Source organism: Undibacterium sp. Ji22W, assembly GCF_049340305.1.
Lineage (GTDB): Bacteria > Pseudomonadota > Gammaproteobacteria > Burkholderiales > Burkholderiaceae_D > Undibacterium.
Map to the genome: position 1 here is coordinate 994,101 of NZ_JBMPOU010000003.1, position 17,008 is coordinate 1,011,108.

A 17,008-nucleotide genomic window follows, 5' to 3' on the forward strand; every position below is an offset into this window, starting at 1 on the left:
TTCAATGTAAGGGCGGCGGCTGATGTTGATATTCGCAGATTGTCCGTTTTCATAAGTTGGCTGGGCGATACTATTTGATACTGATAAGTTTTGCCTCCAGCGCATTGGCATCGTCAAAACCAGCGGCGCGGCTTCCATCGGAAAAGTAGATAGTAGGTGTCCCTTTAATTTTCAATTTTTTTCCCAGTGCTAAGATTTTTTCGTGCGGTGCGACGCAATCGCTTGCGGTTTCTTGGACTAATGTGATGCCTAGCATTTGATTGTCCCAAGCCTTCCGTGGATCGCGTGAGCACCATATTTGGCGGGAGATTGCCGCTGAATCTGGGCTTACGATATTGAGTAAAAAAATGAAGATCGTTACATTGTCTATTTTTTGCGTGATACGGTGCAAATTCTTGCAATAAACGCAGTTGGGGTCGGCAAAGATTGCCATGACGCGCTTCCCATGACCTTTGATTATCTTGATCGCGGAGTCGAATGGCAATTCTGAAAAATTGATTGCATTGATTTCTTCTACCCGTGCTTTGGTCAGATCCTGATAGGTCTTTGTTTCGACGACGCGACCTATGATCAGGTAATCAGTTTTTTCATCTGTATAAAAAATGTCGCCATTCGTACGTACTTCAAACAGACCCGCGTAAGGCGTTTTCTTCACAGAATCGACCTGAATATTTTGTCCCAATTTGGGCTGCACCATTTTTCTGATCCGCGCTTCTTGTGGCGTTTCTGCTATGGCAAAAACGCCGAGTAGACTTAGTCCGCAACAGATCAAGAGCTTGCACTTGTGCACCATGGTTCCGTAAATAATATGAGGTTGCGTTGAGTGTGTTGAACGTGTTGCCATGAGATTGGGTATCGATGATCGACTACTTACAGCAATTTCTCATGTTGGAAAATGACGAGAGCGGCCAAAATTGTGATTGAAGGCCGCTCTTAGGGAAATTACTACTTAGCTATTAACGTGATGAATAGTTCAGTTAATTGTGCGTGCGCCATTCAAATAGCACTTATTGTCTACGTTTGACAGATTACGTTGAATTAAATAATTTTTCGATCCGTTTATCGTATTTAAAGTCAAATTGTACGAAGCGCCTTTGGCATCAGTTTGTTGTGCATGACCAAAAGTCCACGAGCACTTATCTGCGTTTTCAGCACCATTGGCATCAACCCAAGTCGCACCGACGACAGGATCGGTCAATGCTTCTTCAAGCTCATGTGCCATCACAGACAGCATACCATCTACACCAGCATTCCCATTCGGGCTCACTGTTTGTGCCGCACAGCTAGAAAGGCAGCGGTTAGTGTTGAAGACGAAGCTGTATTTGATTTCAGCGTTTTGAATATTGGCGGCGGTATGCCATCCACAATATTTTGTACAAGATCCAGACAGTTCTGCAACATCAGAAGATGTTAAGACATAGTAGAGCGCTGACGTATCTTTCTGGCCGCTACTGGTTATGTAATCAGAAACGATTTGGGAGATGTCCGCATCACGTAAACGTTTGCCCTTAGTGTAACCAACATTTGATTCTTGTACAGTACCCAACAAACCGCTGACCTGTCCATTTGAACCTGTGTAGGTACTATTAATTGCAAGGTAAGGAGAGTTGCCTATCCCTGACATAAATTCGCGCACAATCTGTTGACCAGCCGCAGTATCACTTCCATTACCTTGTGCCCAATTACCATACCAAATCAAATGAATATTCGGTGCGCCCGTCATCACTTTACCGCCACGAGATGTAATTGGCGACTGAGTTGCTGTATCACCAGTAGCCGCTAATCCTATTGTCGGGTGACCCGGATTGATTTTGTGTTGTACTTTGTTTGGAATTGTTTCTTTTTCCGAATTCCCTTGCGCTGACGCTGCGGTGCTAGTGAGTAGGCCCAAACTAAGGGTTAACAAACCAACAGCAATCGATAGTGATCTTTTTTTCGTATGCCCAGCGTCAGTGCCTATCTGTATTTGATTAATTTTCATTTTTTTATCCCCCAATTGAATGTAAGTAATTGGCTCAGCGTTTTTTCGCATGAACCTAATCGGCTAAAACTTCCCCTAAAAGATTGTAGATTTTTGCTGCGATCTTTTAGAGGCACGGAAAATCATTGAATCGTTTTATACACAATGATTTTGCACGTCGGTTATGGATATTTTTTTGAGAGGACAAAGTTTTACGCTCATCTCACCGGAATGTTTTTCTGAAAATATCGCTAAATTGCTGCTTGCAATACGAGGAGGAAATCGGTGTATTGCTCACCGACACAATCCGCTGGTACTGTAATTTGCTCACTGATATTTCTCGGAGCGTATAAGAGGATTATCGTTTCAATTGAAAGAGACGAGCTATGGCGAAAACGTGAGGAGCTATGTCGGTTTTATATAGGAAGGGTGAGTGGCTATACTATGCTCTGGGATAAGTAGACGAATGTGACTTACGGTGGGCGATTCTAAGGGACTCTGTCGTGCAAATTGGCAAAGCCAGACTTGGAAGCCTGACGATGGTGCGATCACTCTATCTCAACCAAGATTGATGTGGCAGAAGGGAGAATCCTCGGTGGGCATATATGCCCACCGTGATTTCAAGACTGACTATGTTAACTCACGATTTTGAGCGGGAGTTAATGATTGTTTATCAGAACTTATGTTCAAAACTCAGGCTCACATTTCGTGCCCGATCAACCGCGGTATGTAAGGTGCTGATATAGCCTGGCACGTTGCTGCGGCTGGTGGCGTCAGTCATTTTGCTATTGGTGATATTGTTAATCGCCAAGCGCATCTGATTTTGTTTATCAAATTTCCATAATCCAAACAGGTCGAGAGTGGCTGGTGATTTGACATACTCGCGATCTGTCAGACTGATTTGCTGCCAATGGGAATCTTGTAACTTTGCGTTCATTCCCATGGTGAGTGGTAAGTCCTTCATACGATAATTTAGATTCAGCGTGAATTGATAGGTGTAAGGATTGAGTTGATTAAATGGTTGTGGCAAGCCTTTCACGTCTGACCAGAAGTGCATATACGTCATGCTGACATCGACATCCGGTGCGTCTGTCATAAAACGCTTGAGTGGAAATTGCGTGCTTAATTCTAAACTCTGTCCAACCGCGCTTCCGGTATTAATGTACTTCTTCCACCATGCATTGTTTTCAAAATAGATGGTGTCGCGATGTAAATCATCGACTTGTTGGACTTTGGCGCGAACCGCGTAGTTCAATCCATCTTTACCATTGTGCTCAAAGGCCGCATCCAAACCCCATGCCAATTCAGGACGTAATTTTGGATTGCCCACAAAATTAGGATTTTGAATTGAATTATTCACCGAATAAATTTTAGGTGACACTAGATAAAAATCATTCGGTGCTTGGTAAGTGCGCGCTAAACCTAAGCGTATCCGGTCAGTATTCTGTGGATCGAGTTGCCATAGAGTTTGAACAATTGGGCTTAAGACACTGGTTGAATATTTGGATTTATCTTGCGCAGATCCTTCACTATTGATACCTAAGGATTCCCAGCGCAAGCCAAGATAAACGGAAGAATTTTTTTGAAATTTCCACTCATCTTGTGCATACAGTGCCGACTTAAACAGTTCGTTGCGTGCACTTTGCGGTAAATAAATTGGTTGCGCACTGCTAGCGTAAATATCGGTTTGATTTCGATCAATATGTACGGTGGTACCTGACCCTGTCCATCCAATGACTAGATCATGTTCGGTATTGGTGGGAATACTAACTTTGCCGCTGGTATGAGCACCTAGAACTCTCACGTCAGTATCGTAGTTTCGTACAAAGCTGAGGTCGCCATTAGTATCGTTACCGGTCTTAAAGTTTTGCGAGCTCTGCGAATTTTTCATGTGACTAGCATGGAATCCACCCGAGATATCTAGTTTCCAATCAGTACCAATATTGGCAGTCGCCCGTATCGTGCTATTTAAGTTGGCTCGTTCATTCGTGTCGCGATATCGTATTTTTGCAATGTCTAAAGGTGCCCCTTGTAAGAAATCATATTCTTTGGTGCTGTCTGCCTCACCACTGCCATAGGCAAACATGGTGGTAGAAGTTAAGTTGATATTCGAATCCGTTTTGTATTGCAGTCGGGGAGAAATGCGGATATCCCGATCCGTCATACGGCGTTCAGTGAGTGAGTCGTATTGTTGCAATACTTTCCCTGTACTATCTGCGATAGTTTGTTCCGTTTTGGTATCGCGCGGTACATTCGCGCCGGCCGAGTTCAAGCCTGCAGTGACCGCTACAGCGTGCGAAAAATTGCCTTGTTTGCCGGAGTTATTCCATTCAACGCTACCTTGTTCGCGCTGCACATGACCGACCGTGACTTTGATTGATTGCTGTGCAGTGGATGCCGTCCGTTTCAAAATAATATTGACCGTACCACCAACCGCTTGCGTACTAAATTGGGCATTCGCTGTGCGATAAATTTCTATGCGTTCTATCATTTGCATAGGAATATCTTCCACATTCACGCCGCGTGGAGGTTCACCATCAATCAAGACCTGCGTGTAATTGGCGTTCATACCCACCAATTGAATTTTATTGTTATTCACTTGCACGCCAGGTACGCGCCGCATCGCATCGAGTACATTTGTGTCACCAAATTTTACCAAATCAGCGGTGCCAATAATGGTTTTTGCCGCAGCGTCTTGACGTGCTAGTTGTGTTTCGTTGCGGGCTTGTATTTCTACGCGTTGTGGTTCTGGCTTTTTTGCGGGCACTTCTTGTTTTACCTGCACCTGTGTGTCAGTGGTTTGTTGGGCATGTGCGCTGATTGCCAATACGTTGCACAACAAAAGTGTTATGACTGAGCTAAGTGGCGCTTTCAAGGGAGCTTTCAAAGACCAGACTTTTGCCGACGACGTTTTCGAAAATGGTGTGTGCATAGTGTGCATAGGGTGCATATATTCCTCAATAAAAAGTGTGTGCCGTGATGTCTGTGGCAAACAAAAAAACCTGTGATTTCAAAGTGGATCGAACTTTATCGAAAACGCAAAGCGTGCAGTATCAGTTTGCGATGAAATGCTGTTTTGTTGGCGCGAAAGGAGGAAAGGATCAAATGAGTGATTGAAATCTGCGTATCGAAACAGGATGTGAAAACGCAAATGAAAATCAATATTGCAATCGCTCATAGCGAACGATGAAATAGGCGCGAATGATCCATTTTTCGATCAATAGGGGACGCCATGCGATTCTCTGCGCGAAAATAAGCGCACGATAAGTGCCCTTTATCAGCGGGGTCGGTGGTGTGATGGGATAGCATGCATGTGAAAATTATTAATAACTTTTTTAATTTTTATTTTATAATTTTTAGCTATCCATCAATTACCTCAGAACAAGCTATGAAAACAGTGAAACTTGCCGTAGTTCTCGTGTTAACAACGCTTTTTGTCACGCTGCATGCGCAGGAAAGCACCGTCGAAGACCATACTAACCGGGTCGAGATCTCCTCTTACAAAGGACCAGAGTTGCGTTCTTATTCGCAAATGCTCAAAGGATTAATCGCCTACAAGGAACAACATCAACTCGCGCCAAACTCGGAGCTCTATTTCATCTTAATTCCAAAATCCAAGAGCGCGGATGTACGGGGCCTTACGATGCGCCTCGCGAGCGACGATGCCTCGATTAATATTCCTATCGATGCTAGCGGGAAATTTCAATTGCCGTTGATTGAACTCAAAAAAGAAGACGAGTACGATCTAATGTTAAATAAGCCTAAGGGCCAGTTTTACATCAAGCCCTATGTGAAAAGCGCCAATCTCGCAGAAGATGCTAAACGTTTGGGTGATCTCCGGCTGGAATGTCAGGTGCGGTGGGCAATTGAAAAGCAGGACGTGTCGGTCGTGTTTAGTACTTACGTTAAGTTGTTGGCTTCAGGTAATCCCTGTACTTCTCGAACTGTGGCAGTACATTTTTTCGCGCCAGCTGGGATTGACGCGGTTACGCTCGAAACACCAAAGTCAACTCTGTCATTTAAGATGAATGCCGATAATCAATACGTATTGCCGGTGTGGGATACCGACTTAAACGACAATGCCCTCGTCAAGTATGCGCGGCGCGCAGTGGCGAACATCAAACAAGAGAACTAAAATTTACAATGCGCGCAGCTCACTTCTCTGATTGTAGGCGTTCAACAGTACGGTACTGAATTGCTGCCGGAAACACGAAGCTTATTTGGTAATTGGTTAATCATCGTCGGGAATTAAGTGCCAAATGCAATGAAGATTTTCAAACTGTCGCGCCATTGGCCGCGCGTCTTGGTTTGGCGTATTTGTACCTTATCGATGATCATACCGCGGACGCTAGTTCGGGCAATGAAGTGGATAGAAAAGCTGCAGGCGAGATCATGCAAAACCTTTGGAACAATTCGCGAATGTCCATAATTGAATTGTTCAATTGCTGCGAAAAATACTATCCCACAGCTTGCTGGTGACGCCGTAACGTCCGGGTTCCTGATGATCATGATGGAGACCATGCCAGTGCTGTCGACGTTTTAGCCATGCATTCTGTATGGCCGAATGATGAATGGCGTGATGGGTGACGGTGTAAATGAAGTAGCCCAACAGCATGCCTAAGGTGAGGGCACAAGCACGCCAGAGATGACTACTAAACAGTAATGCGGGGAAAAAAACCAGTGCTAAAATTAAGCTAGCACTAAGAAGAGTTGGCGTACGTATCAATGCAGCTGGTCTTCGATGATGTTCGTCGTGCCAACGTTGAAATGGCTGTACGCCATGCAATATGAAACGATGTATGAGGTATTCCACGGCGGTCCAGACGAATACGCCCGATACCACTAGGCCAGTCAATTCCAGCGCTTGAGCTCGAGGGCCTGCAATCAACAAGAACAAGGCTAACATCAAGATGGCGATGCCATAAATGAGAAAATCAGCGAAGTATGCCGCCTTACTGTGCTCTGGCATAAAGATTTTCATCACTCTCCCTAAACGTCGACTTCAAGAATTTTGTCTGTGAACTTGTTCTAGTATAAGTGTTCACCACAAGCCTATCTGTGCGCTTCCATACGCATTCGCGCACCAAAGAACGATTAGGAAGTTGATGCCCGCGCATTATCTTTACCCCGCATCATTGAATGCAAGCGGGGTTGACGACTTATAAATTTATTCAAATTGTTTCTTGAATTCCGCGAATTGCGCTGTCAATTCCGTCACGGTATTGCGCAATTGTGTCACTTCTTCCTCCAGGTGGGCTAATCTGTCCTTGTGCATGGATGATGGTGCGGACGTCACAGGCGTGTTCGCTTGGTGCTGTTCGATAGCAGCTTCATCGCAAGTCAGTAAATGTGCGTAGCGTGGTTCTTTAGTACCTGGTGCTAATGACAGTCGACTCACTAAGGATGGATATTTATTCATCAGGAAATCCAAGGACTTCTCAACGTCGGCCACATTGGTAAATTCGTGTAAGCGTCCGGCACGACTGCGAATTTCTCCTGCAGTTTGCCATCCCCTCAACATCAAAATCGTTAGTGCAGCTAATTTGTCCTGCTCTAGCATCCACTTTAAACGCATCCGATGTTCATACTTGGCAACCCTGGCACCAGCTTGGTGTGTGATGCCAACGAGCTTTCTGGCGGCGAGCCGGTCAAGTGCGTCGTTCACTTGTGATTCGCTCAGCGACATGACGGGGTCGCGACTAGTGAGCTGATTGCAGGCATTCACCAATGCATTGAGTGAGAGTGGGTAATTGTCGGGTGTGGTTGCCTCTTTTTCGGCAAGCGAGCCCAAGACACGAACTTCAACTTCATCGAGAAATTCATTATTTGTGGAGTTCAGTTCGCTGGTCATAATATTGCTTTCGTGAGTTCACTATCAGGATACATAAACTTATTAGAGATGAGGGCATTGCGCTCGGCTATTGAAATGAAGCGATTGGCCCGAGGATACTCAATAGTCGGTGCTTTGGTCAATTGTGGTTACACATTCGGAACAGTGTATGGCTTACCCGAATGTTTAGCTGTTTTCGATTTTATGCCTATTTACGAGGTTTCGGCGATGTAGAGTGTACTTACCGATTTTAATATTTAATAATGAATTACAATGCGCACCAAACTTCATGTCGGTTTGCGTTGAAAGCTAATTGAGGTTTTTTCGAAATCGTCGTTTTATAAGTTGCTTATCCATTTTAAATTATTGAAAATTAGATACATGAAAAAATTATTCTCAGTTGTCGCGGTCGCATTGCAGTTGACCGTTGTTGGTCTTGCCAGTTTGAGTGTCGCGCAAGTCGCACATGCACAGCAAGTGTACGTCGGAGCATCTGTAACGACTCCGGGAGAAGGAAATTGGACTTATGCGCCCGGGAAATCGATCGCGGATTATGATCATTCACTCTCGAAAAAATTCTATGGTGGCGTCGAACTCCAGCGCGATGTAAGCATAGAAGTAGGTTATCTTGACTGGGGATATCGTTTTCAAGTACCGGCGGCTGGTAGTCAGAAAACTGAAACCCTGCAGACTCAGGTGAATATGACAATGCTCTACACGGCGGCCAAATTCAATATGCCAGTCAGTGACCATTGGGCCCTCTTTGCAAAAGCTGGTGTTGCCAGAATTCAAGCTGATTTTGGCGGACAGCGGTCTGATGATCACCTGCGTGCACTGGTCGGCTTTGGTGTCGAGTATAGCGTCACAAAACAATTAGGTTTACTGATCGGATTTGATCGTGCCGGTTCTATCGGTGGAACACCTCAGCAAAAACTCGAAGCTGGTATCAAGTGGCGTTTTTAAAAGGGTAGTTGAAACCTAAAGTACAATCGCGTGCCACATATCACGCGATTGTGGTCCCATCAGCGTCAATTGAAACCAACAATCACATGAAGGATTGTGATTGTCGCGGTGACGTACTATTTTTAAGAGACATGGCGAAATGTCGAAGAAAACCTAATTTTTAGAGTTCGCTTTCTTTGACGATCTTTTTTGCATAATCGTCGTGTTGCTTAATTTCAGCAGCTTGCGTACTCTCGTTTGGTGTTTCAGAAATATGATCGACGCTTGTCACGATCTTCGGTCGTCCCACGTCCTGCGGCGAAGCTAGACGGGAATGCCAAAATTGGTGATCGAGTTTTACCAACACGCTAAAACTTCAGTTGGTTTTGGTCCCGAAAGAAGTTACACCAAATACGCGAGGTGAAATTAGATACTTTAAGGGCATGAGTATCAATGGAACCGTGTGCATGCAAAGTTCATCGGGCTAAAGACTTTGTCGTAGCCGCGACTCGCCAGATGATATTACCGACATCGTCCGCAACTAATAAGGCACCATCCTTCGCGACTGCGACCCCGACCGGTCTGCCTAGTGCGTTGCCCGTCGGACTAAGAAAGCCTGTGAGTACATCTTCGACTTCTCCCGTCGGCTGACCCGCTTTAAAAGGAATAAAAATCACTTTGTATCCGCTGTGGGGATTACGGTTCCAAGAGCCATGCTGACCGACAAAAGCTCCGCCATTGTAATGTGCTGGTAGCATAGTCCCGCTATAGAAAGTCAGGCCTAGCGAGGCGGTATGGGCTCCAACCGCGAAATCTGGGATTCTGGATTTTGCCACCAGATCCGGTCGGGGCGGCTGCACTCGTTGATCGACATGTTGTCCGAAATAGCTGTATGGCCAGCCATAAAAAGCGCCATCGATGACCGATGTCATATAGTCCGGTACCAGATCGCTACCAATTTCATCACGCTCGTTGACGGTTGTCCACAGGGCACCACTGTAAGGTTCCCAGGACAATCCAACGGGGTTTCGTAGACCAGTCGCGAATAGGCGCGAATGACCATTGGCGATATTGATTTCCCAGATCGCGGCGCGCTCGAACTCATTCTCCATACCGTTTTCAGCGACATTACTATTTGAGCCAACTGTCACATATAAGCGCTTACCATCGTGGCTCGCCAGAAGATTTTTGGTCCAGTGATGATTGATGGTACCCGCTGGAAGCTCAATCAATCGGATGCCAGAGGCGGCAATACTTGTATCGCCAGTTTGATAGGGGAAGCTCAATACTGCATCGGTATCGGCAACAAACAATTTGTTGCCGATCAGGGCCATACCGAATGGTGAATTCAACCCAGTTAGAAATGTAGAGCGAAATTCAGCACTGCCGTCGGGCTGTACATTGCGTAGCAGCGTGATGCGATTGGCGCTGGGTGTTGCGGCACCTGCGCTTTTCATCACCATTTTCATGATCCAACCCTTGATCCCTTTGCTGTCATCGGGCTTGGGAGGCGCATCGGTTTCTGCAACCAGCACATCACCATTTGGAAGTACGTAGAGCCAGCGCGGGTGTTGAAGCTTTGTCGCGTAGGCGCTGACGGTGAGACTCGCAGCAACGATAGGCATTTCACCCGCTTTCCAGCCTTTGGCAGGCGCAATATTGACAGTTGGGATGAAAGTTGCGAGAGGCGGGGGAAGTACCGGATTTGCGCCAAATCCAGCCTGTGCTGGAACAGTCGCGAATTCTGCGCACCCTGTCATTGTGAGGAATAGTAAGCAAACACCGAATGGTAAATAGTTGGTATCTCTCAATTGTTTACTCCCTGTTTGCGTGTGCTTTTTGGGCCTTCACTGATAGCCAGTGATCGACGATGGAAAACTGCGCTGGATTACGTACGAGATTGGCTACCGGATTGCAGGCATGGTCGGCAAGTTGTGCAAGAGGGTATTCCGGCTAGTCTCGACTTGCCTGCATGTTGTTCGCATTCAACTGTGTCGATATGATCAGGGAACGACGTCTGCACTTCTGTGCGATGACCGACATAGCAGGTGCACGTTTTGCCAATGGGTATAACAGCAAGCATGCGTTGCTGACACAAAAAATTTTTTAATCTTAGAAAGCAGCGGATCGTTAGCAGTGACGAAAGTGCGAGTGTTAAACGGAAAAATTTCCAACGCCCCAAGATTCACGAGTTTCAGGAGTAAAAGCAATGCGGGCACACGTGCTCACATTGCTCTCATTGCTTTCATCACATTTTGAACTTACGTAATTTCTATTTCTATACCTGAGCGCTTGTAGTGGCGACCTGCTTACTTAGCCAATTCGACCAGCACAGCGGTATACATCTGCAAGTTTAATAATAACTGTTTGGTCGTGATAAATTCGTGTTCTGAATGCCCTGAATACACCATGCCGGGCATGGAGGGTCCAAAGCTCACAGCATTTGGAAACATGCGTGAATTGGTACCCCCACCGACGGCGATAGGTTGCGCATTTTTGATACCAGTATAGTGTGAAAAAACTGACAGCAATGTAGGAACTTGCGGCGCATCTTTGCGTATCCAAGGATCACTCAATTCGACGGAAACATTGTGTAAAGGCACGTGTTTTGCCTGCCAAGCCGTGAGGGTTTCCTGGATTTCTTGCTGTAATTGCGCGCTTTCTTTTCCTTGTGGGCGGCGGATATTGATACCTAATTGAATACCCTCAGTTGTCTGTTTGATGACCGTCGGTGCCATACTCATAGAACCCATAAAACTGTCGTGATAGGCAGCTTTACCAAATTTTTCGCCATATAAACTCGTACCTAGTAATTCGTTGATCAGGTTCACCATGCTTCCCGCAGTGGTTTCCTGCCAGGTGCGAAAATAAAGGGCGTCGGCCAACATCGCAATCGCATTGACACCATCTTCTGGTTTTGACGAATGCGCGGAAACTCCACGTGCCTTAATCCGCAATTCGTGTTCGTGCCAACTAAACGAATACTGCATTTTGTCTTGCTTTGCCGCGCGTTGTTTGATTTGTTGCTCGATAGCGGGAGTGGCGTTGCGAATGCTGACGTACGCATCTTCGGGAATCTGGCTGCCAAAAAAACCACCACCGAAAGCGCTCAAGTGCACCTCATTAGTTGCGATTTTTGGGTCTTGCGTTGGTACCGTAAATTGCACGGTACCATAACCTTTTTCCGCAATTACGACAGGATATTCAGCATCCAAAGTAATATTCATTTGGGGCGGCGTATGTGTCTTTAAATAGGCTTCTAAAGGTGCCCAGTCTGACTCTTCCGCCATGTACACATACAGCTCTATGCGCTTACGTAAAGCCAGCTTTTTGTCTTTAATCGCCTTCATCGCATATAAACCACTGGCAATCGGTCCCTTATCATCTTCCGTGCCACGACCCAATAATCGTCCGGGCTCACTCTTGACATTGAGCTTAAATGGCGATTGCTTCCATTTACTAGGATCGACAGGCTGTACGTCACCGTGCGTAATTACGCCAACACGTTCATCGCTGTTGCCGTAGCCAATTACCACAACATAGCCATCATCTTTGAAATCAAAGCCTAAGCGTGCAGCTTCCGATTTCAAATACTTCTTGAAGCCCAGATGCGCAGGGTTCTTCTCAAAGGCGATGGCGGGATTGGCGACGGTGTTAAAGCTCACCATGCCGGCGAGTGTTTTCAGAATATCTTTATCATATTTTTTCACCGCATAGCTGGCTGTCTGTTGCGCGACAATGCTGGGTTGATTGTTGGCGTCGCTGGCGGTCGCACTGAGCGTTCCGGCAAACACAGCAGCAATTAAACTCAGACGCATGACATTAAATTGAGGCAGGTGAACCGCGGCAACTGGGATTTTTCGAGCAGGGCGAGAAAGTAACTCTAACATGGTGACTCTTTGTGATGGAAGGTAAGGAGAAACAATAGTGTAGCCCAATCGGGGCGATGGTTGACCCCAAGTTTAGGCGCGTTTTCGAGTCTATCGTGAACTAAATGTGATGTATGTGAGCCGAGCATAGAAACACGGTCTGAGCCATTTCACAAATTTCCTCTACGTCACGTATTCAAGCAAACACACCAGCGCGGTTATTTGTCCTATTTAAGTTTAGTGACGATGGGAATAAGCAGATATGGATTTAGATTGGTAAATTTAATTGTATTAAATTTCAAATGTAAAATTTACATGTGAAGCTTGAGTGAAATTCCTTTTGGATGGAATTTGACGCCTTATTTTTGGAATAATGATCATTTATGGGGTGGCATAGAACTTGCGAAAAGTGTTATCGGCAAACCTGCCAATCACACTGCTCAATTCAATTGAGGTGGTGTTCTACTTTTACTCAAAAGGAAAAATCATGTCAGCTTTAACAGTCAACTTCGCGGTCTACGGTGCTTTAGCAGGTGGTAATGAAAATTCGACACAGGCAATCGATGTAAAAGCGGCCTTACAAAGCGCGATCAATGCTACACAAGGAATTGTTAACATTAACAACTCAACGATGGGGCAAGATCCATCGAAAGGGAATACCAAACATTTTGCCGCATCCGTCTCGCTCGACGGCGTTGCACAATCATACGCCTGTCAAGAAGGTCAAAATATCGATTTTTACCACTGGATTGCACCAACGACGCAAAGCTAATCTAGGCCTTGTTATGTTGAGTAGTACGGGTGTCGTCGCGCTGTTGCGGTAGATAATTGCAGCGCGAGCGTTATCAAGCTAAGTGAATTTAAAAGCAGTGAACAGTGTGAATTGGGAAGAGCACAATGAAGTCCATGATTTCATTGTGATCTTCATTTTCTTAAGCTTGACGTAACTCGATCAAGAAATTCGCCATTTCAGTGGGGGGGACCCACAAACCTGCAGCAGCTTGTTCTGGATGATTGTGCCAACCGCCCGTAATCATTTTGCCTTGTGTGGTGTGACCGCGTGCAACGAAGGCGAAATATGCCGTTGGTATAGCTGGGTAAATTCAGCTCGCTTCATACTGAAAGGTGTTAGCACCCAACTTTGCATCAACTGATCAAACGGCATCGCAAAGCGATCTTGCAAGGTGATTTCGAGCACCGTGTAGCCACCGCCCGAAGCTACCGCCTTGCGTTAAGTTTCCCCACGCGGCACTCTAGGCCAGCTTACCCTGATGAATTACCGCAACCGACAAGGCTAATGCTTTACTTTTGGTGAGGCGAGTTTCAAGCGGAACTGGTTGCGTTTCATCGCATCATCGCATCATATCCAAGACCTAGCACCCATGTACTGGCGCTAAAGGTCGCAAAACCCAAGGCATACGCGGCGCCTGCTTTTAATAAGCTTGCCAGCTTTCTTGGATCAAAAAATTGACCGATTGACCAAGACAGATAAATGAGTGTGATCAGACTAAATACAGGCATGAGCTTCAATCCCGTGACGCCATTTAAGACTGCTGCGAGAGCGAGAAAAAGCATACCGATCCCCATCACAAAAGAAAGCAAAATGGAGATTTCAAAGAAATTCACATCGTGCTTTCTAAAAAAAATTCTCAGCCAACAAGCGATGAAAAATCCCATAATAATATTGGCGTAGCCATAGTGACTGTGCACCCAGTTTGAAATTGCATCAAAGGTGGGTGAGGTGCTATCACTGATTTTGAAATAACCTTTTTCTATATGAAAGAAGTGTTCTGCCAGTGTATAAATTAAGGAAGTGACGATAATAAATATGATTGGTTTGACCAACCGGCTACGATTTTCAGAAATGTATTCCCTGACGCATTTTCCGGGACGAAGCAACAATTCTCTAATCGTGAAAAAGAGCCCTTTCTCAAAATGCAAAACATGTTCGATCTCATGCAAAATAAAATGACCGTCAATTCTTTTGAGCTGACTAGCATTGCCGCATTGAGCGCAATAGTTGCCATGAATTTTACTCGTGCAGTTTTTACAGTTCATATTCAGTTGCTTGTGAAAAAAATGAGCGGACTTCGCCGCTATGGGCCAAGGATCTTCGGGCGCGAAATTGAGATGCAATGCGAGCCACATAGTGAAGTGTGATGTATTTTTTATTGAGCGTCAAAAATAGTTTCGACTAGTCCAGTTCATCTACAGCGCTCAAAGAATGCGATTGAGCCTTAGTGCAATGAGATTGTTGATGAGATTGTCAATGAGATTGTCGATGAGGATGTCAATTCAGGCGCCAATCGCGATAAGATATTTCCGTGGTAACAGCTTGAGTTGTTCACATTTTTTGTCATATGCGCCTAAATGATCATGTCGTGCCAGTTTGCATCGTCAGCTTCAATTTAGTGAGCACGAAGTCTCACGTGTGACTTTGAGTAAATTACATGTCCGATTTCAACCATGTTTGGGAAGTGACTAGGCTTAAGATACAAGTTCCCTCAAAAAAAATTTACTCGACTATGTCAATCAATTCTTTTTACCAAATTATTCCTATCCGAATGGACTTCCTTCAACGTGTGCGCGAACACAAGATTGATGATTTAAATCAAACGGTAGTGCGCCTGATTGCACATGGCGGTGAACCTTGTCGCGACGTACTCCGACGTGCGAACCCGGGTGAAGAATTGATACTCGCTAGCTACTGTCCTTTTGAATTAGCGGGTCCGTACAGAGAATACGGACCGGTTTTTGTTCTCGCTAATACTGATTTAATAAATGGACCCGTGACAAGTTTTCCCGCGTCGCAGGAAAATCCTTATTTTGCTCAACAGTTTGTACTGCGAGCGTACTCACAAGAAGAACGTATTGTCGACGCTTGTCTTTCTTCACATGAGCAATTCGAGTCGGATTTAACGTGTTTCTTTGCGCGCGATGAAATTACTTTTGTCTTAGCACGCTTCGCTGCTTACGGTTGTTATGGCTGTCGTATCGAACGTGCCGTCAATTTTTCTACCTAACACACGCAAGTTCGGGTCGCGACCGATATCCTCACGACTGTCATAAACGACAAAACAGATTTTGAATATCAGTCGCGGCCTCAGGGTTCCTTATTATGATTGATGGAATAGCTGACAAGCGTCTATTCGCGATGCGTCGGTTTCTAACTTCGTTTTAATTTATCCCTTTCCTTAACAGAGCGCATCAATACTTTCCATTTCGATCTGACTGCAATTTTATCTAGTGGCGATTGTTGGTTGCGGCGGGTTTCGCGTAATAGTTTCTGGTAGTTCTTGAGCCTGTCTTCATCTATGGCGGCGCGGACGGCGCAACCTGGTTCGCTTTGATGGCTACAGTCACGGAATTGGCAAAGACCCGTTAAGGCATCAATATCAGCAAAGCTCGCGCTCAGTGCTCCTTCATCCAGATTGAGTTGCAAGCTACGTAAGCCTGGCGTGTCAATAATGCAGGCACCACTTGGGCATTGGTGCAGTGTACGCGCGGTGGTGGTGTGATGACCCCGATTGTCGCCAGCGCGCACGGAGCCTGTCGCTTGCCGACTGCTTGCCAGAGTATTAGTCAGTGTGGATTTTCCAGCGCCCGACGAGCCCAGTAAAATCAGGGTTTGCCCTGCGGACATCCATGGCGACAGCAGTTCCGCAGTGCTAGTGCTTAGTCCGTTAATGGCAAATACGGGAACGCTGGCAGAAAGACGTTGTACTACCTCTGCTTCGCGCGCTGCGGCATGCGCATGCATATCGGCCTTGGTCAATAGCACAACCGGAGTCACGCCTGCGGCCTGTACTAGCGCCAGATATCGTTCTAGCCTTCGCAGGTTAAAGTCATTGTCCAGTCCCATCACGAGCAAGGCTGTGTCGATATTGCTGGCTAGCGCTTGCAATCGTCCTTCATTATCGCGTCGCGCTAAGTGAGTTAGGGCAGGCATGCGGGCGATGAGTTGGTAGTTCGTATCTGCAGTGCCACTGAGTAAACCCCAGTCACCCACAGCGAGGCTTAGTTCATCGGCTGCCAGATCATGCAAGAGACGTGGCAGGGCGCGTGCTTGCAAACTGATATGGCCATTGTGTAGCACTAGACTTTCGCGGTGTATTTCGGAAATGCGTGCTGCTTGCAACGTGGTGTCTTCAGTAAAGTTGGCTGCCAGCGCATGTAGTTGGTTGGCGATAGCAGGGCTTAGGCCGATCAGGCGTAGTGAAGCGAAATCAAAATTGATCATGAGATGTGTTTATCCAAATTCAAGCTGCGCAAGTTTTGTAGAAGCGCAAAGTAATCCTGCAGACGTGGCAATACCACGACGTGTAGGAACGAATAAAAGAAAATGGAAGTCGGCGCGAGATCAGACGCGCATCAACACACTAGCGATAATATTTTAAAAACTCAAAT

Annotated in this window: 14 protein-coding genes; 5 read left to right on the plus strand and 9 right to left on the minus strand. The window is 45.9% G+C overall.

Going from position 1 to position 17,008, the window contains the following annotated elements:
• Positions 1–70: 70 nt before the first annotated feature.
• From ACO0KW_RS16865 to ACO0KW_RS16875, 3 genes are all read right to left on the minus strand, one after another.
• Positions 71–844 carry a DsbC family protein gene (locus tag ACO0KW_RS16865; RefSeq protein WP_423054507.1) on the minus strand — a complete coding sequence of 258 codons (774 nt, stop codon included), beginning with the start codon at positions 842–844 and terminating at the stop codon, positions 71–73.
• A gap of 129 nt (positions 845–973) precedes the next feature.
• Positions 974–1,981, minus strand: a complete 1,008-nt coding sequence (locus ACO0KW_RS16870; RefSeq protein ID WP_423054508.1) for a hypothetical protein — start codon at positions 1,979–1,981, stop codon at positions 974–976.
• A 652-nt stretch (positions 1,982–2,633) separates the two neighbouring features.
• Positions 2,634–4,901: a TonB-dependent receptor plug domain-containing protein gene (locus tag ACO0KW_RS16875; protein ID WP_423054509.1), complete on the minus strand. Its 2,268-nt coding sequence runs from the start codon at positions 4,899–4,901 to the stop codon at positions 2,634–2,636.
• A gap of 447 nt (positions 4,902–5,348) precedes the next feature.
• On the opposite strand from ACO0KW_RS16875, the gene ACO0KW_RS16880 reads away from it, so the two are divergent.
• Positions 5,349–6,095, plus strand: coding sequence for a hypothetical protein (locus tag ACO0KW_RS16880; RefSeq protein WP_423054510.1), 747 nt, complete (start codon positions 5,349–5,351; stop codon positions 6,093–6,095).
• A gap of 303 nt (positions 6,096–6,398) precedes the next feature.
• On the opposite strand, the gene ACO0KW_RS16885 is transcribed toward ACO0KW_RS16880, so the two are convergent.
• Both ACO0KW_RS16885 and ACO0KW_RS16890 read right to left on the minus strand, forming a co-directional pair.
• Positions 6,399–6,941, minus strand: a complete 543-nt coding sequence (locus tag ACO0KW_RS16885; protein WP_423054512.1) for a sterol desaturase family protein — start codon at positions 6,939–6,941, stop codon at positions 6,399–6,401.
• A 186-nt stretch (positions 6,942–7,127) separates the two neighbouring features.
• Positions 7,128–7,811: a YceH family protein gene (locus tag ACO0KW_RS16890; RefSeq protein WP_423054514.1), complete on the minus strand. Its 684-nt coding sequence runs from the start codon at positions 7,809–7,811 to the stop codon at positions 7,128–7,130.
• A 360-nt stretch (positions 7,812–8,171) separates the two neighbouring features.
• Here ACO0KW_RS16890 and ACO0KW_RS16895 point away from each other — a divergent pair, with 360 nt between their 5' ends.
• Positions 8,172–8,753: an outer membrane beta-barrel protein gene (locus ACO0KW_RS16895; protein ID WP_423054516.1), complete on the plus strand. Its 582-nt coding sequence runs from the start codon at positions 8,172–8,174 to the stop codon at positions 8,751–8,753.
• A 455-nt stretch (positions 8,754–9,208) separates the two neighbouring features.
• On the opposite strand, the gene ACO0KW_RS16900 is transcribed toward ACO0KW_RS16895, so the two are convergent.
• Both ACO0KW_RS16900 and ACO0KW_RS16905 read right to left on the minus strand, forming a co-directional pair.
• Positions 9,209–10,492 (minus strand): PQQ-dependent sugar dehydrogenase, encoded by a 1,284-nt coding sequence (locus tag ACO0KW_RS16900; RefSeq protein ID WP_423054679.1) that lies wholly within the window; start codon positions 10,490–10,492, stop codon positions 9,209–9,211.
• A 549-nt stretch (positions 10,493–11,041) separates the two neighbouring features.
• Entirely contained in the window at positions 11,042–12,622 is a 1,581-nt protein-coding gene (locus ACO0KW_RS16905) for a dipeptidase (RefSeq protein WP_423054517.1), read from the minus strand.
• Positions 12,623–13,088: 466 nt separating this feature from the next.
• Here ACO0KW_RS16905 and ACO0KW_RS16910 point away from each other — a divergent pair, with 466 nt between their 5' ends.
• A complete protein-coding gene (locus ACO0KW_RS16910) occupies positions 13,089–13,373 on the plus strand; it encodes a hypothetical protein (protein ID WP_423054519.1) in 285 nt (94 codons plus the stop codon).
• 572 nt (positions 13,374–13,945) lie between these two features.
• On the opposite strand, the gene ACO0KW_RS16915 is transcribed toward ACO0KW_RS16910, so the two are convergent.
• Entirely contained in the window at positions 13,946–14,563 is a 618-nt protein-coding gene (locus ACO0KW_RS16915; protein ID WP_423054520.1) for a DUF3667 domain-containing protein, read from the minus strand.
• A gap of 6 nt (positions 14,564–14,569) precedes the next feature.
• Between ACO0KW_RS16915 and ACO0KW_RS16920 the strand changes: the two genes are divergently transcribed.
• Both ACO0KW_RS16920 and ACO0KW_RS16925 read left to right on the plus strand, forming a co-directional pair.
• On the plus strand, positions 14,570–14,761 hold the full coding sequence (locus ACO0KW_RS16920; RefSeq protein WP_423054522.1) for a hypothetical protein: 192 nt from the start codon (positions 14,570–14,572) through the stop codon (positions 14,759–14,761).
• A gap of 365 nt (positions 14,762–15,126) precedes the next feature.
• Positions 15,127–15,624, plus strand: a complete 498-nt coding sequence (locus ACO0KW_RS16925) for a DUF1203 domain-containing protein (protein WP_423054523.1) — start codon at positions 15,127–15,129, stop codon at positions 15,622–15,624.
• Between the two features lie 143 nt (positions 15,625–15,767).
• Here ACO0KW_RS16925 and rsgA read toward each other — a convergent pair whose 3' ends face one another.
• Positions 15,768–16,841, minus strand: coding sequence for a ribosome small subunit-dependent GTPase A (rsgA, locus tag ACO0KW_RS16930; protein ID WP_423054524.1), 1,074 nt, complete (start codon positions 16,839–16,841; stop codon positions 15,768–15,770).
• Positions 16,842–17,008: the final 167 nt, after the last annotated feature.

What these genes read in the sequence shown, in the direction of transcription:
- ACO0KW_RS16920 (WP_423054522.1), top strand. Translation starts at nt 14,570, where the DNA reads ATGACCGTCAATTCTTTTGAGCTGACTAGCATTGCCGCATTGAGCGCA.
- ACO0KW_RS16890 (WP_423054514.1), bottom strand. Translation starts at nt 7,811, where the DNA reads ATGACCAGCGAACTGAACTCCACAAATAATGAATTTCTCGATGAAGTT.
- ACO0KW_RS16895 (WP_423054516.1), top strand. Translation starts at nt 8,172, where the DNA reads ATGAAAAAATTATTCTCAGTTGTCGCGGTCGCATTGCAGTTGACCGTT.
- ACO0KW_RS16865 (WP_423054507.1), bottom strand. Translation starts at nt 844, where the DNA reads ATGGCAACACGTTCAACACACTCAACGCAACCTCATATTATTTACGGA.
- ACO0KW_RS16875 (WP_423054509.1), bottom strand. Translation starts at nt 4,901, where the DNA reads ATGCACACTATGCACACACCATTTTCGAAAACGTCGTCGGCAAAAGTC.
- rsgA (WP_423054524.1), bottom strand. Translation starts at nt 16,841, where the DNA reads ATGATCAATTTTGATTTCGCTTCACTACGCCTGATCGGCCTAAGCCCT.
- ACO0KW_RS16880 (WP_423054510.1), top strand. Translation starts at nt 5,349, where the DNA reads ATGAAAACAGTGAAACTTGCCGTAGTTCTCGTGTTAACAACGCTTTTT.
- ACO0KW_RS16905 (WP_423054517.1), bottom strand. Translation starts at nt 12,622, where the DNA reads ATGTTAGAGTTACTTTCTCGCCCTGCTCGAAAAATCCCAGTTGCCGCG.
- ACO0KW_RS16910 (WP_423054519.1), top strand. Translation starts at nt 13,089, where the DNA reads ATGTCAGCTTTAACAGTCAACTTCGCGGTCTACGGTGCTTTAGCAGGT.
- ACO0KW_RS16885 (WP_423054512.1), bottom strand. Translation starts at nt 6,941, where the DNA reads ATGAAAATCTTTATGCCAGAGCACAGTAAGGCGGCATACTTCGCTGAT.
- ACO0KW_RS16925 (WP_423054523.1), top strand. Translation starts at nt 15,127, where the DNA reads ATGTCAATCAATTCTTTTTACCAAATTATTCCTATCCGAATGGACTTC.
- ACO0KW_RS16870 (WP_423054508.1), bottom strand. Translation starts at nt 1,981, where the DNA reads ATGAAAATTAATCAAATACAGATAGGCACTGACGCTGGGCATACGAAA.
- ACO0KW_RS16900 (WP_423054679.1), bottom strand. Translation starts at nt 10,492, where the DNA reads ATGACAGGGTGCGCAGAATTCGCGACTGTTCCAGCACAGGCTGGATTT.